13 protein-coding genes are annotated in these 14309 nt (G+C 69.3%); 12 read left to right on the forward strand and 1 reads right to left on the reverse strand.

All coding sequences use genetic code 11. The annotated features are described in order from the left end of the window. Window positions 1–159 precede the first annotated feature (159 nt). The 11 genes from ACFY2X_RS22780 (at window position 160) to ACFY2X_RS22830 (ending at window position 11647) form a co-directional block, all read left to right on the forward strand. The gene (locus ACFY2X_RS22780) at window positions 160–702 is read left to right on the forward strand and encodes a MauE/DoxX family redox-associated membrane protein (RefSeq protein WP_389941217.1); all 543 of its coding nucleotides are present in this window, start codon (window positions 160–162) and stop codon (window positions 700–702) included. A 42-nt stretch (window positions 703–744) separates the two neighbouring features. After that, a complete protein-coding gene (locus tag ACFY2X_RS22785) occupies window positions 745–1263 on the forward strand; it encodes a hypothetical protein (protein WP_389940764.1) in 519 nt (172 codons plus the stop codon). 20 nt (window positions 1264–1283) lie between these two features. Then, the gene (locus ACFY2X_RS22790) at window positions 1284–3113 is read left to right on the forward strand and encodes an ABC transporter ATP-binding protein (protein ID WP_389940766.1); all 1830 of its coding nucleotides are present in this window, start codon (window positions 1284–1286) and stop codon (window positions 3111–3113) included. 187 nt (window positions 3114–3300) lie between these two features. Then, on the forward strand, window positions 3301–3495 hold the full coding sequence (locus tag ACFY2X_RS22795; protein WP_389940768.1) for a hypothetical protein: 195 nt from the start codon (window positions 3301–3303) through the stop codon (window positions 3493–3495). 272 nt (window positions 3496–3767) lie between these two features. Continuing rightward, a complete protein-coding gene (locus ACFY2X_RS22800; RefSeq protein WP_389940770.1) occupies window positions 3768–3992 on the forward strand; it encodes a hypothetical protein in 225 nt (74 codons plus the stop codon). An 830-nt stretch (window positions 3993–4822) separates the two neighbouring features. Next, window positions 4823–5170, forward strand: coding sequence for a bifunctional 3-phenylpropionate/cinnamic acid dioxygenase ferredoxin subunit (locus tag ACFY2X_RS22805; protein WP_389940772.1), 348 nt, complete (start codon window positions 4823–4825; stop codon window positions 5168–5170). Next, window positions 5167–6333 (forward strand): NAD(P)/FAD-dependent oxidoreductase, encoded by a 1167-nt coding sequence (locus ACFY2X_RS22810; protein WP_389940774.1) that lies wholly within the window; start codon window positions 5167–5169, stop codon window positions 6331–6333. Before ACFY2X_RS22805 ends, ACFY2X_RS22810 begins: the two co-directional genes overlap by 4 nt. Window positions 6334–6343: 10 nt before the next feature. Beyond that, window positions 6344–7429: an S-(hydroxymethyl)mycothiol dehydrogenase gene (locus ACFY2X_RS22815; protein ID WP_389940776.1), complete on the forward strand. Its 1086-nt coding sequence runs from the start codon at window positions 6344–6346 to the stop codon at window positions 7427–7429. Further along, window positions 7429–8052 (forward strand): MBL fold metallo-hydrolase, encoded by a 624-nt coding sequence (locus ACFY2X_RS22820; protein ID WP_389940778.1) that lies wholly within the window; start codon window positions 7429–7431, stop codon window positions 8050–8052. The genes ACFY2X_RS22815 and ACFY2X_RS22820 overlap by 1 nt, the downstream gene beginning before the upstream one ends. Before the next feature lie 135 nt (window positions 8053–8187). Continuing rightward, window positions 8188–9318, forward strand: a complete 1131-nt coding sequence (locus tag ACFY2X_RS22825; RefSeq protein ID WP_389940780.1) for an aromatic ring-hydroxylating dioxygenase subunit alpha — start codon at window positions 8188–8190, stop codon at window positions 9316–9318. Between the two features lie 40 nt (window positions 9319–9358). Continuing rightward, on the forward strand, window positions 9359–11647 hold the full coding sequence (locus tag ACFY2X_RS22830; protein ID WP_389940782.1) for an FdhF/YdeP family oxidoreductase: 2289 nt from the start codon (window positions 9359–9361) through the stop codon (window positions 11645–11647). On the opposite strand, the gene ACFY2X_RS22835 is transcribed toward ACFY2X_RS22830, so the two are convergent. Next, window positions 11619–12410, reverse strand: coding sequence for an IclR family transcriptional regulator (locus tag ACFY2X_RS22835; protein ID WP_389940784.1), 792 nt, complete (start codon window positions 12408–12410; stop codon window positions 11619–11621). The two genes, ACFY2X_RS22830 and ACFY2X_RS22835, sit on opposite strands and share 29 nt — an antisense overlap. A 132-nt stretch (window positions 12411–12542) precedes the next feature. Here ACFY2X_RS22835 and betA point away from each other — a divergent pair, with 132 nt between their 5' ends. Further along, the gene (betA, locus tag ACFY2X_RS22840) at window positions 12543–14174 is read left to right on the forward strand and encodes a choline dehydrogenase (RefSeq protein ID WP_389940786.1); all 1632 of its coding nucleotides are present in this window, start codon (window positions 12543–12545) and stop codon (window positions 14172–14174) included. The last annotated feature ends 135 nt before the right edge of the window (window positions 14175–14309 follow it).

The following is a 14309-nucleotide window of genomic DNA, read 5'->3' on the forward strand; positions in this document are numbered from 1 at the left end:
TCGGCGCGTGACGCGTGCACGGGGCCCCGCGGCGCCCGCGCGCCCGGGGGGGGGGGGGGGGGGGCGGGGGGGGCCGGGGGCCCCCCCCCCCCGCCCGCGGGGGGGCCCCCCCCCCCCCCACGCCCGTCACAGGGTGGAGCGAGCGGCGGAACGGTGAAAATGCTCTATCTGATGATCGCGTGCAGGGCGCTGCTGGCCGGTGTCTTCCTGATCGCGCTGGCGGGCAAGATTCGCGGACGGGTGGCGTTCGACGAGTTCGTGGCCTCGATCGTGGCCCTCGGGATGTTCCCGCGCGCGGGGTCCACGGCGGCGGCGTATGCCGTGCTGGGGGCGGAGGCCGTGGTGATCCTGTCGCTCGCGCTGCCGTCCACCGTGCTCCTGGGGTTCGCGGCGGCGATGGCGTTGCTCATCGCCTTGACCACCGGCATCCTGGCCGCCATGCGCCGGGGGCGGCGCGCGCCGTGCCGCTGCTTCGGGGCCTCCGCCACGCCGCTCGGCACGGCGCACGTGGCGCGCAATCTCGTCCTGCTGCTGGCCGGCGGCGCCGGGCTCACGGCAGGGGCCGTCGCCGGTGGCGACGGGGCCGGGGCGCACCCGGTGGGGATCGCCCTCGCGCTGGTCGCCGCCGCCGTGGGCGTCCTGATCGTCGTGCGTCTTGACGACCTGCTGAGCCTGTTCACCCCCTCTGTGCCGCCACGATGACACGCGGGCGCGACGCCCGAAGTCCCTAAGTGAGGTTGCCCGATGCCTTTCCTGATCGCCGCCGTCGTGCTGGTCGGCATACTCTGCGTCTTCGACCTGGTGCTCACCTTCGCGGTACTGCGCCGCCTGCGCGAGCACACCGCCGAGCTGGAGCGCCTCGCCGGGCCGGGACGGCTCAATCCGTTCAGTCCGTACGATCCGAGAGTCCTGGTCGGTCGCACGTTGCCCCCTGCCGGGACGGACGGCGGCGAGCGGCCACGGCTCGTGGCGTTCTTCGACGTCAACTGCGGCGCGTGCCATGAGCGCGCACCGCAGTTCGCCGAGGTGGCCCGCACCGGCACCGCCATGGCGGTCATCTCCGGTGACCCCTCGAAGGCCGGCGACCTCGCCGAGGTGATCGGCGACGCGGCGAGCATCGTCACGGCGGAACAGGCCGACAACCTGGTGAAGACGGTCGGTATCGAGGCCTTCCCGACATTCCTTCGGGTCAGCCCGGACGGCACGATCGTGGACGCGGACACGGACCCGGAGATTCTCACTGGAACGGCCCGCGCGAGGTGACCGCTTTTCCGGCCCCGGGCGTGAAGCCGGATGAGGGACGGCTGCGCCGCCTGACGCGGCACGCCGGAACGGTGGCGTCGCTGTGCTGGCGGGCCGGACCCGGTCTGGCCCTGTCCCAGCTGGTGATCACCGTCATCGGCGGCTTGGTGCCCATGGGAACCGTGTGGGCGACGAAGCTTCTCGTCGACGAACTGGCGGCCGGCCGTATCGATCATGTGCTGCCGCCCGTGTGCGGCCTGACCCTTATGGGACTGGCCGCCGGGGTGCTGCCGCACCTCGTCGCCTATCTGCGGGCCGAGTCGGAGCGCAGGCTGGACCGCCTGATGCAGGATCGCCTGTACACCGCGGTGAACGGGTTCCAGGGTCTGTCGCGGTTCGAGAACCCGGCGTTCCTGGACAGGTTGCGGATGGCCATGCAGGCGACGGGTGGCTCGCTGATGCCCATCACCTCAGGCCTGTTCGACATCGGGCGCAACGTCATCACGCTGGTCGGCCTTCTTGCCTCCCTTGCCGTGCTGAGCCCGCTCATGGCGGGGCTGGTGGCGCTGGCCGCGGCTCCCGCTCTGGCCGCCCGGATGTCGCTGGAGAGGCGGCGGATGAAGATGATCGCCGGGCAGTCCACCTCGATCCGGCGGCAGATCCTCTACTCCTCCCTCGTCACCGACGTGCAGGCCGCCAAGGAGGTCCGGCTCTTCGGGCTGGGTGACTTCCTCAAGGGCCGGATCTTCGGGGAGCTGACCGCCATCCAGGCCGGTGAGCGGCGGCTGGACCGGCGGGAGGCGCTCACCCAGTCGCTGCTCGCGACGCTGTCGGCCGTGGTCAGCGGCGCGGGATTGATATGGGCGGTGTACGCCGCCGTGAACGGCCGGTTGACCCTCGGCGATGTGACCGCATTCGCCGCCGCCGTGGCCGGGACGCAGGCCGCGTTGATCGCGGTGGTGGAGAACGCGGCCCACGCCCGCCAGGCGCTGTCCCTGTTCGGCTACCACGAGCAGGTGACATCGCTGGCCGATGACCTTCGGCCGCCCCGGTCGGTCACCTCGCTGCCCGCGCTGCGGCGGGGGATCGAGCTGCGCGACGTGTGGTTCCGCTACGACGAGAGTCACCCATGGGTGCTGAAGGGCGTCAGCCTGACGATCCCGCATGGTGCGTCGGTCGCGCTGGTGGGGCTCAACGGGGCGGGCAAGAGCACTTTGATCAAGTTGCTGTGCCGGTTCTACGACCCGTCCCGGGGGGAGATCCTCTGGGACGGCGTGGACCTACGCGATGTGCCGCCCGCCGAGCTGCGCGCCAGGATGGGCGTGCTCTTCCAGGACTACATGAACTACGACCTGACCGCGGCGGAGAACATCGGGGTGGGAGAGGTCGGGGAACTGTCCGACCGCACCCGGATCGAGGCCGCAGCCAGGATGGCGGACGTCCACGAAATCGTCCGGGCGCTGCCCCGGGGCTACGACACGCTGCTGAGCCGGATCTTCTTCGGGGGAGAGGACGACGACCCGCAGGCCGGGGTGCTGCTCTCCGGAGGCCAGTGGCAGCGCCTGGCACTGGCCCGCGCGCTGGTACGCGAGCGGCGCGACCTGCTCATTCTCGACGAGCCCAGCTCGGGTCTGGACGCGCAGGCCGAATACGAGATGCATCGGCGGCTGCGCGAGCATCGCACGGGGCGCACCAGCCTGCTCGTGTCACACCGGCTCGGCGCGATCCGCGACGCGGACCTGATCGTCGTGCTCGGTGACGGCCGGATCGTCGAGCGGGGAACGCACGACGACCTCATGGCCGCGGGCGAAGGGTACTCCCGGCTGTTCGAGATGCAGGCCAGAGGCTATCGCGAGGACGCCGGCGTATGACGTCCTCGTGCCGCGGCGGAGGGCGCCCGCCGGGCCGGGGAACTCTTCGCGGCACCCGGTATGCGGCGTGATCCGGTGCTGGAGAAGCTGCTCACCACCCGGCTGTAGCTCGGCTGTATCGGCGGCTGTATTTCCCCAAAATAGTGTTTCGGGCGTCCACATCGCCCTACGGGAGGAGTGAGTCCAGATGACTGGTCTTCTGGGAAGACTCGGCGACCGGGTGCTCGAGAAGCTGGTGCCGAAGGCGGCCGCGAAAGCGGACACCTCATGGGAGGAGTACTGCTACTGCAGAAACATGTGGCGGTACAAGAAGTGGTGCCACGTCGTCGGCGGCACCTCCGGCTGCAGCCCATGTCAGGCTTATGAGGTCGCGGTCTGCTAGCGGCTGAGAGAAGATCCTGATGTCATTCCCATGGTCCGGCGGCCGGCCCGGCCGCCGGACCATGGGGTGCCATGGGATCAGGCCGACGGCGGGATCGGATCCATGTCTTACCTGACGATCGCGTGTCGGTCGTCGTTGTTCGGCGTCTTCGTCGTGGCGCTGGTGGGCAAGGCCTGTAACCGGGCCGCGTTCGACGATTTCATCGCCTCCGTCGCCGCGTTGCGAGTTCTACCGCGGCGGTGCCTACGCCGCGGTCAGCGAATGCCGTGCCGGTGTTCCGGCGTCTCTGCCACTCCGGTGGCGGCCGGAAGGTCGACGACCTCATCGAGGTGGTCGGCGATGTGGCGAGCGTCGTCACAGCGGAGAACGCCAGCAGAATGGTGAGGGAACTCGGCGTGGAAGCCTTCCCGACGTTCCTGCGAGTCGGCCCGGACGGCACGATCGTGGACGCGCAGACGGAGCTTTCGGCCCTCGCTGAGGTGGCGCGGGCGAAGTGACGATTCACCTCGTGCCTGTTCGACATCGGGCGTAATGTCATGCGGTCCGCGACGCGGACCTGATCATCGTGCTCGGTGACGGCCGGATCGTCGAGCGGGGAATGCACGACGACCTCATGGCCGCGGACGGGGGGTAGTCCCGGCTGTTCGAGATGCAGGCCGGAGGCTATCGCGAGGACACCGGCGTATGACGATCCCTACGGCGACGTGGTCGCCGTAGGGATCGTTCGTGCCGATGCCGTGGAGGCATCGCCGTAAGGATTGTCCGTGCCGTCGGCCGATACCGACCTTCCGGACTTTGATCCGCCCCCTCCCTGATGTTCGGGCTCCGTGCCCGACGGGGGCCGGGAGGGGGCGCTCCGGCCCGGAGCGGTGCTCCGGCCCGGAGCCCGAAACATCCCGGTGGGACTCCAGTGGCTGCCGCCCGAGCGCGGCCGTGCCGCTTCGGTCATGATCAACATGATCGATTCGCCGTACACCCGCCCCCTCGCGGGCGGGTGTACGGCATGGGCCGAACGATTTCCAGGTGAACAAGCTCGCCGTACGGCCAGACCTGTCGTCCGGTCATCCGCTCATGGGTCGTCCGATGGCGGAAAAGGCGGGAAAAGGCGGGGAAAGGCGGACCCGGGCGTCTTGGCGTCCATCGGGTGCGCCACCCGCGGAGATCGTTCCTCTGAGCCCTCAGCGGTGCCGTCGCCGGGGCATGGAACGCGCAGACCATCATGGGCGATTTGCTCCTACATGTCGACTCTTGACATCGGGGTCCCGCGGAGTCACGCTGTTGCGTATAGCGCTGCCTGTTCCGTCCTACGAAACCGGGGTAAGTTGCGATGATTCCTGCGTGCCCCCTTGCGGCCCTTCCGCGGGGCGAGGCCTACCGTCTCGACATCGAACCGCCGATCGCTGTCTTCCATACGGAAGACGGTGAGATCTACGCCATCGACGACACCTGTACGCATCAGGACGCGTCGCTCGCCGATGGGTGGCTGGAGGGCTGCGAGGTGGAATGCCCGCTCCACGCCTCCCGCTTCGACCTGCGCACGGGCAAGGTGGACGCCCCTCCGGCGAAGCTGCCCATCCGCACCCACCAGGTGGTGGTCGAGGACGACACGGTCTACATCATTCCTTCCGAGGAGCCCCCCAACCTGCCGCCCGGCGTCGGTCTGGGGTCGGCATGAGGTCGATCGCCGTCGTCGGCGCCTCGCTGGCGGGCCTGTCGGCCGCCCGCGCGCTGCGCAATCAGGGATTCGACGGGCGGCTGACGCTCATCGGAACCGAGTGGCACCGTCCCTATGACCGGCCGCCGCTGTCGAAGGAGTTTCTCGCCGGGCGGCTGAGCGAGGCCGACCTGTCGCTGGAGGCCGAGGACGAGGACCTCGGAGTCGAGTGGAAGCTCGGTGTGACCGCGGTCGGGCTCGACCCGCGCAGCCGCAGCGTGCTCCTCGGCGACGGCACCTCGGAGCGGGCCGACGGAATCGTCATCGCGACGGGCGCCACCGCTCGCTCCCTGCCCGGAAACGGCGGTCTCGACGGAGTCCACACCCTGCGCTCCCTCGACGACGCCCGCGCCCTGCGTGCCGACCTCGTCGGAGGACGGCGCCTCGTGGTGATCGGCGCCGGTTTCATCGGGGCCGAGGTCGCGTCGACCGCCCGCGAGCTGGGACTCGACGTGACGGTCGTCGAGGCGGCGCCGATCCCGTTCGCCAACGTGCTCGGCGCCGAGATGGGCACCACGGTGGCCTCGCTCCACGGTGACCACGGAGTCCGCCTCATCTGCGGCGTCGGCGTGCGGGCGCTCACCGGCACGGACCGGGTGAACGGAGTGCTGCTCGACGACGGCCGGACCCTGCCGGCGGACGTGGTGCTCGTCGGCATCGGCGCGCGGCCCAACGTCGAATGGCTGGAAGGGTCGGGCGTCCAGCTCGGCAACGGGGTGCTGTGCGACGCCGCGGGCGCCACCAATGTGCCCGGCGTCGTCGCCGTCGGCGACTGCGCGGCCTGGTTCGACCCCGCCGTGGGGCAGCACCACCGCGTCGAGCACTGGACCGGGGCGCTGCAGCGGCCCGCGGCGGCGGCGGTCACGCTGCTCTCGGGCGGGATGACCGTGCCCGAGCCGCCCAAGTCGCCGTACTTCTGGTCCGACCAGTACGACACGAAGATTCAGTTCGTTGGTTATGCGCGCCCGGGGGACAAGCTCGTCGTGGAGGAAGGCGACGTGGCCAACCGCAGCTTCCTCGCCGTCTACTACCGGGACGACCAGCCGGTCGCGGTGCTGAGCATGAACCAGGTCCGTCTGTTCACTCGCTGGCGTCGTCGGATCGACGCCGTCACGACTCGTTGAGAGGAAATCCATGTCGCACGAAGTCCGCGGGGTTGTGGCCAAGGCCAAGGGAGCACCGGTCAGCCTGGAGACGATCATCGTTCCGGATCCCGGGCCGGGCGAGGCCCTGGTGAAGGTGCAGGCCTGCGGGGTCTGCCACACGGACCTGCACTACCGGGAGGGCGGCATCTCCGATGACTTCCCGTTCCTGCTCGGGCACGAGGCGGCCGGTGTCGTCGAGGCCGTGGGCGCCGGGGTCACCGACGTCGCACCCGGGGACTTCGTCATCCTGAACTGGCGGGCGGTGTGCGGCTCCTGCCGTTCCTGCCTGCGCGGCCGCCCGCAGTACTGCTTCGCCACCCACAACGCCAAGCAGAAGATGACCCTGGCCGACGGCACGGAGCTGAGCCCCGCCCTGGGCATCGGCGCGTTCGCGGAGAAGACCCTCGTGGCGGCCGGACAGTGCACCAAGGTCGACCCCAGCGCCTCTCCGGCGGCGGTGGGACTGCTCGGCTGCGGTGTGATGGCCGGATTCGGCGCCGCGGTCAACACCGGCGGGGTCAGCCGGGGCGACAGCATCGCGGTCATCGGCTGCGGCGGGGTGGGCAACGCCGCGATCGCGGGAGCGAACCTGGCCGGAGCCACCACGATCATCGCCGTGGACGTGGACGAGAGGAAACTGGACGGAGCCCGCCAGTTCGGGGCGACCCATGTCGTGAACGCCCGCGCGACCGACCCGGTCGAGGCGATCCGCGAGCTCACGGGCGGCAACGGCGCGGACGTCGTGGTGGACGCGGTGGGCCGGCCGGAGACCTTCAAGCAGGCGTTCTACGCGCGCGACCTCGCGGGAACGGCCGTTCTGGTCGGTGTTCCCACGCCCGAGATGACGCTGGAGCTGCCGCTGCTCGACGTGTTCGGCCGCGGCGGCGCCCTGAAGTCGAGCTGGTACGGCGACTGCCTGCCCAGCCGTGACTTCCCGATGCTCGTGTCGCTCTACCTCCAGGGCCGTTTCGACCTGGACGCCTTCGTGACCGAGACGATCAAGCTGGACGAGGTCGAGAGCGCCTTCGAGAAGATGCACCGCGGCGAGGTGCTGCGCTCGGTGGTGGTCCTCTGATGCGCGTCGAACGCCTCGTCACCTCGGGGACCTTCAGCCTCGACGGGGGCACCTGGGAGGTGGACAACAACGTCTGGCTGCTCGGGGACGACGACCAGGTGCTGATCGTCGACGCCGCCCACGACGCGGGCGCGATCGTCGAGGCGGTCGGCGACCGGGAAGTGGTCGGCATCGTGTGCACGCACGCCCACGACGACCACGTCGGCGCGGCGCCGGAGGTGGCCGCGCGCACCGGCGCACCGGTCCTCCTGCACCCCGACGACGACGTGCTGTGGCGGCTGACGCATCCGGCGATCAGGCCGGACGCGGAGCTGGCCGACGGTCATATCCTGAAGGTCGCCGGCACCGCGGTCCACGTCCTGCACACGCCCGGTCACGCACCCGGCGCCGTCTGCCTCTACGTGCCCGACCTCGGCGTGCTCCTGTCCGGAGACACGCTCTTCAACGGTGGTCCGGGCGCCACCGGCCGGTCCTACAGCGACTTTCCCACGATCATCTCGTCGATCCGGAACACGTTGCTCACCCTGCCTCCCGAGACCGTCGTGCACACCGGCCACGGTGGGGACACCAGCATCGGGGCGGAGGCGCCACAGCTGGAGGAGTGGATCCGCCGTGGCCACTGAGAAGACCCGGATCACCCGGCTCACGCGTAGCGGGAGCCGCATGATGCCCCATTCCGAGGGGCGACCTGTGAGCGAGCGCGTCAGCGCGCGCAGCAACCCGCGAACGAGGCCGATCGAGCCGAAGAAGGAGACAGCGTGAGCGCGCCAACCCTGCCCCCCAGTGTGATCGCCACCCTGCCCGGCAGCTACTACACCGACGAGGAGATCTTCGCCTCCGAGCAGAAGAATATCTTCGAGTCGATGTGGTTCTGCGTGGCCAAGTCCTCTGACCTGGGCAAGCCCGGCGCTTTCAAGACGGTTCAGGTGGGCCGGGAGAGCGTCCTCGTCACCCGGGCGCGGGACAACTCGATCCGCGCCTTCCTCAACGTGTGCCGCCACCGTGGCGCCCAGATCTGCACCGAGGAGTCCGGCGAGGTCAAGCGGGCGTTCCAGTGTCCGTACCACGCCTGGACCTACGACCTCGAGGGCAAGCTGATCGCCGCCCCGAACCTCACCAAGATGCCCGACATCGACCGGGTCGAGTACGGGCTGATCAACGTCCACGTGCGGGAGTGGATCGGCTACGTGTGGGTCTGCCTGGCCGACGAGCCGCCCTCGTTCGAGGGGGACGTGATCGGTGAGGTGATCACCCGGCTGGGCGACGTGGAGTCGATCGACAACTACGGCATCGAGAACCTCGACGTGGGCCGCAGGATCGTCTACGACGTCAAGGCGAACTGGAAGCTCATCGTCGAGAACTTCATGGAGTGCTACCACTGCGCCACCATCCACCCCGAGCTCACCGAGGTGCTGCCGGAGTTCGCCGACGGCTACGCGGCGCAGTACTTCGTGGGGCACGGCGCGGAGTTCGGCGAGAACATCCAGGGGTTCACGGTCGACGGGTCCGAGGGCCTGGACCGCATCGAGGGTGTGAGCGAGGACCAGGACCGCCGCTACTACGCGATCACCATCAAGCCGCAGGTGTTCATCAACCTGGTGCCCGACCACGTGATCGTCCACCGGATGTTCCCCCTGGCCGCCGACCGGACGATCGTCGAGTGCGACTGGCTGTTCCGCAAGGACGTCGTGGAGGCCGGCAAGGACCTCGGCCCGTCCGTCGAGCTCTTCCACCGGGTCAACGTGCAAGACTTCGACGCGTGCGAGCGGTGCCAGCCGGCCATGAACTCCCGTGCCTACGCCAAGGGCGGGGTCCTGGTGCCGAGCGAGCACCACATCGGGGCGTTCCATGACTGGGTGCTCAACCGGCTGGGGACGACAATCGCGTAACCGAAGAAAGACCCGCTCAACTGAAGAAGGAGGCGCCCGGATGGGCAGGAAGGCTCCGCGCGAGGACGTCACCGAGAACGGCCTCGAGGTCCACCCACCCAAGGAGTGGGCGGCGGGAGTGCCGGCGGTGGCTCACTCGCTGCTCATGTCCTACGCCCAGATGGGCGCCGGCCGTACGTTGTTGACCCTGGCCCGGGTCAACCAGAAGAACGGCTTCGACTGCCCGGGTTGCGCGTGGCCCGAAGGGGATCACCGCAGCCCGGCGGAGTTCTGCGAGAACGGCGCGAAGGCGGTGGCCGAGGAGGCCACCACCCGCAAGGTCACCCGCGAGTTCTTCGCCGAGCACACCGTGGACGCGCTGGCCGGGCGCACCGACTACTGGCTGGGCCAGCAGGGACGGCTCACCGAGCCGATGCACAAGCCCGCCGGCTCCGACCACTACGTGCCGGTGGGCTGGGACGAGGCGTTCGCCATCGTCGCCAGGGAGCTGCGCGCGCTCGACAGCCCGGACGAGGCGCTGTTCTACACCTCCGGCCGCACCTCCAACGAGGCCGCGTTCGTCTACCAGCTCCTCGTGCGCCGGTTCGGCACGAACAACCTTCCCGACTGCTCCAACATGTGCCACGAGTCCAGCGGCTCGGCCCTCAACCAGACCCTGGGCATCGGCAAGGGCACGGTGTCGCTGGAGGACCTGCACCGGGCCGACCTCGTCTTCGTGGTCGGCCAGAACCCCGGCACCAATCACCCGCGCATGCTGGCGGCGCTGGAGAAGGCCAAGCAGAACGGTGCGCGGGTCGTCGCGGTCAACCCGCTGCCCGAGGCCGGGCTGCTGCGCTTCAAGAACCCGCAGCGGTCGTCCGGGGTGGTGGGGCGCGGTACGGCGCTGGCCGACCGTTTCCTGCAGATCCGGCTCAACGGTGACATGGCGCTGTTCAAGGCCCTGTCGCGATTGCTGCTGGAGGCCGAGGACCGGGCTCCCGGCTCGGTGATCGACCGCGAGTTCGTCGAGACCCACACCCACGGCTTCGACGCCTGGGAGAAGGACGTCCGCGACCTCGACTGGGCGGAGGTCGAGGAGGCGACCGGCCTGGATCGTGCGGCGATCGAGGCCACGGTCGAAGACGTGCTCGGGGCGCGATCGGTGATCGTGTGCTGGGCGATGGGCCTCACCCAGCACAAGAACTCCGTCGCCACCATCCGGGAGGTGGTCAACTTCCTGCTGCTACGCGGGAACGTGGGGCGCCCGGGGGCCGGGGTCTGCCCGGTGCGGGGGCACTCCAACGTCCAGGGCGACCGCACGATGGGCATCTACGAGAAGCCGTCGGAGAGCTTCCTCGACGCGCTCCGCGACGAGTTCGGGTTCGAGCCGCCCCGCCACCACGGCGCGGACGCCGTGGAGGCGATCAGGGCGCTGCGCTCCGGAGACGCGAAGGTGTTCTTCGCGATGGGCGGCAACTTCGTGTCCGCGACGCCGGACACGGCGGTGACGGAGGCGGCGATGCGCCAGGCCCGGCTGACGGTGCAGGTGTCGACCAAGCTGAACCGCTCCCACGCCGTCTGCGGGCGCGAGGCGCTCATCCTCCCGACGCTGGGACGCACCGAGCGCGACGGTGATCGGTTCGTCACGGTCGAGGACTCCATGGGCCTGGTCCACGCCTCCCGTGGCCGGCTCAGGCCCGCCTCGCCCGAATTGATCTCCGAGGTGGAGATCGTCTGCCGGCTGGCCAGGGAGCTCTTCGGCGCCGACCCCCACGTGCCCTGGGAGGAGTTCGAGGGCGACTACGACGCGATCCGCGACCGCGTCGCGCGCGTGGTGCCGGGCTTCGACGACTTCAACGCCCGCGTCCGCGTTGCGGGCGGCTTCGCCCTGCCCAACGCGCCGCGCGACGAGCGGCGCTTCCCGACCGCGACGGGCAAGGCCAACTTCACCGTCAACGCTCTTGAGGTGCTGCGGGTCCCTCCGGGGCGGCTCCTGCTGCAGACGGTCCGCAGCCACGACCAGTACAACACCACGATCTACGGCATGAACGACCGTTATCGGGGCGTGAGCAACGGGCGCCGCGTCATCTTCGTCCACCCCGACGACCTGGCCGAGCGAGGCCTGGCCGACGGCGACATGGTGGACCTGACCAGCGAGTGGCCCGACGGGGAGCGCAGGGCCGAGGCGTTCCGCGTCATCGCCTACTCGACCGCGCGCGGGTGCTGCGCGGCCTACTTCCCCGAGACGAACGTGCTGGTCCCGCTGGACTCGGTGGCGGAGACCTCCAACACCCCCACCTCCAAGAGCGTCGTGGTACGGCTCAGCCGACATACCCCAGGCGGTGACTGATGTCCTCGGCCCCGGCGATCAAAGCCGGGGCGAGGTCGTGCAGCCGCTCCTCGCTGAAGCGGTAGGCCGGACCCGAGGCGCTGACCGCGGCGACGACCTCTCCCTCGTGGGAGCGGACGGGCGCCGCGACGGCGTTCAGCCCGATCTCGTACTCCTCGACGGTGACCGCGTAGCCCCGGTGCCGGGCCTCCTCCAGTTGCTCCTCAAGAGCGGTGATCGAGGTGATCGTGTTCGGCGTGTACTTCTCGAAGCCGCCGGCGTCGATCAGCTGTGTCCGGTGCCGGTCGTCGAGGTAGGCCAGCAGGACCTTCCCGCTCGACGTGGCGTGCAGGGGAGTGAGCTGCCCGACCCAGTTCTGCGTGGTGACCGCCGACGGCCCGCGCACCTGGTCGAGGTTGACCGCGTAGTGGGAGCGCAGGACGGCGATGTTCACCGTCTCGCCGATCTCCTCGGCGAGCCGCCGGCAGATGGGGCGGCTCTGCTGGGTGAGGTCCAGCCGGGCGGCCACGCCGCCCGCGAGGCGCACGATCCCGAAGCTGAGCCGGTATTTCCCCCGGTCTTCGGCCTGCTCGACCAGGCCTCGGGACTCCAGCGCGCCGAGCAGCCGGAACGCGGTCGACTTGTGAACCGCGATCTCCAGGGCGATCTCGCTCACCCCCGCCTCGCGGCGCTGGGAGAGGATCTCAAGGATGCTGATGGCTCGGTCGACCGACTGGACACCGCCGTTGCTGTCAGCGCGACCGTTGGAGGAATCGTTGCCCATAGCGGGACTGTAAGCGTTATGAGCAACCCGCGTCCATTACTTCACAACAATCTTGGTTGCGAATAGTGCAACATATTGCGCTATTCGATACGATGACCGTTACTACCCCTGCTTGAGCGAGACGAGGCAGACATGTACGACTTCGTCGTCGTCGGGGGCGGATCAGCCGGAAGCGCTATTGCGAACCGCCTGTCCGCCGACCCCTCCAACCGAGTGCTGGTGCTGGAGGCCGGTCGCTCGGATTCCCTTTGGGACGTCTTCATCCACATGCCGGCTGCGCTGCCCTTCCCGATCGGCAGCCGCTTCTATGACTGGAAGTACGAATCCGAGCCCGAGCCGCACATGAACGGCCGTCGGATCTACCATGCCCGCGGGAAGGTGCTGGGCGGTTCCAGCAGCATCAACGGAATGATCTTCCAGCGGGGCAATCCCTTGGACTACGAGCGCTGGGGCGCCGACCCCGGCATGGAGACCTGGGACTTCGCCCATTGCCTGCCCTATTTCAAGCGAATGGAGAACTGCCTCGCCGCGGGTCCCGAGGACCTCATGCGAGGGCACAGCGGGCCGCTCATGCTTGAGCGCGGGCCCGCGCGCAACCCGCTGTTCGGAGCCTTCTTCGAGGCGGTGCAGCAGGCCGGCTATCCGCTGACCGACGACGTCAACGGATACCGCCAGGAGGGCTTCGCCCGCTTCGACCGCAACATCCGCCGGGGACGCCGGCTGTCGGCCGCCCGGGCCTACCTGCACCCCGTGATGAGCCGTCCCAACCTTGAGGTCAAGACGCGCGCGTTCGTCACGAAGATCCTCTTCGAGGGCAAGCGCGCCGTCGGCGTCGAGTACAACGGCAAGAGGGTCCGCGCGGGCGAGGTCATCCTCTGTGGCGGCGCGATCAACTCGCCCCAGCTGCTTCAGCTGTCCGGCGTGGGCAACGCCGCCGAGCTGGGAGCCCTCGGGGTCAACGTCGTGCACGACCTGCCCGGGGTCGGGGAGAACCTGCAGGACCACCTGGAGGTCTACATCCAGTACGGCTGCAAGCAGCCGGTGTCGATGCAGCCCGCGATGAAGTGGCGTAATCGGCCCTGGATCGGCGCCCAGTGGCTGTTCCTGCGCTCGGGGCCCGGAGCGACCAACCACTTCGAGGCCGGCGGTTTCATCCGCAGCAACGAGGACGTCGACTACCCGAACCTGATGTTCCACTTCCTGCCCATCGCCGTGCGCTACGACGGCTCCTCGCCTTCGGGCGGGCACGGTTACCAGGTGCACGTCGGGCCGATGTACTCCGACGCGCGGGGTTCGGTGAAGATCAAGAGCACCGATCCCCGGGTCCACCCGGCCCTGCGTTTCAACTATCTGTCCACCGAGCAGGACCGGAGGGAGTGGGTGGAGGCCGTCCGGGCCGCCCGCCGCATCCTCACCCAGCCCGCCATGGACGCGTTCAACGCCGGGGAGCTGTCGCCGGGGCCGAAGGTCGAGACGGACCAGGAGATCCTCGACTGGGTCGCCAAGGACGGCGAGACCGCGCTGCACCCCTCCTGCACCGCCAAGATGGGCGTCGACGAGATGTCCGTCGTCGATCCGCTGTCCATGAAGGTGCACGGCCTTGAGGGGCTCCGCGTCGTGGACGCCTCGGTCATGCCGTACGTCACCAACGGCAACATCTACGCGCCGGTCATGATGCTGGCGGAGAAGGCGGCCGACCTGATCATGGGCAACACCCCGCTTGAGGCGGAGAAGGTCGACTTCTACCGGCACCAGAAGAAGTAGCGGGCACACGAATACGCCCCCGGACCCTGCTCAGGGATTCGGGGGCGTAAGTCGTATGAATGTCGTAACTCGTATGAATGTCGTATGAATAACGCCCCCGGACCCTGCCTCAAGGGTCCGGGGGCGTAAGCCGTA

This window comes from Streptosporangium sp. NPDC000396 (assembly GCF_042898655.1).
In the GTDB taxonomy this organism is placed as follows: domain Bacteria; phylum Actinomycetota; class Actinomycetes; order Streptosporangiales; family Streptosporangiaceae; genus Streptosporangium.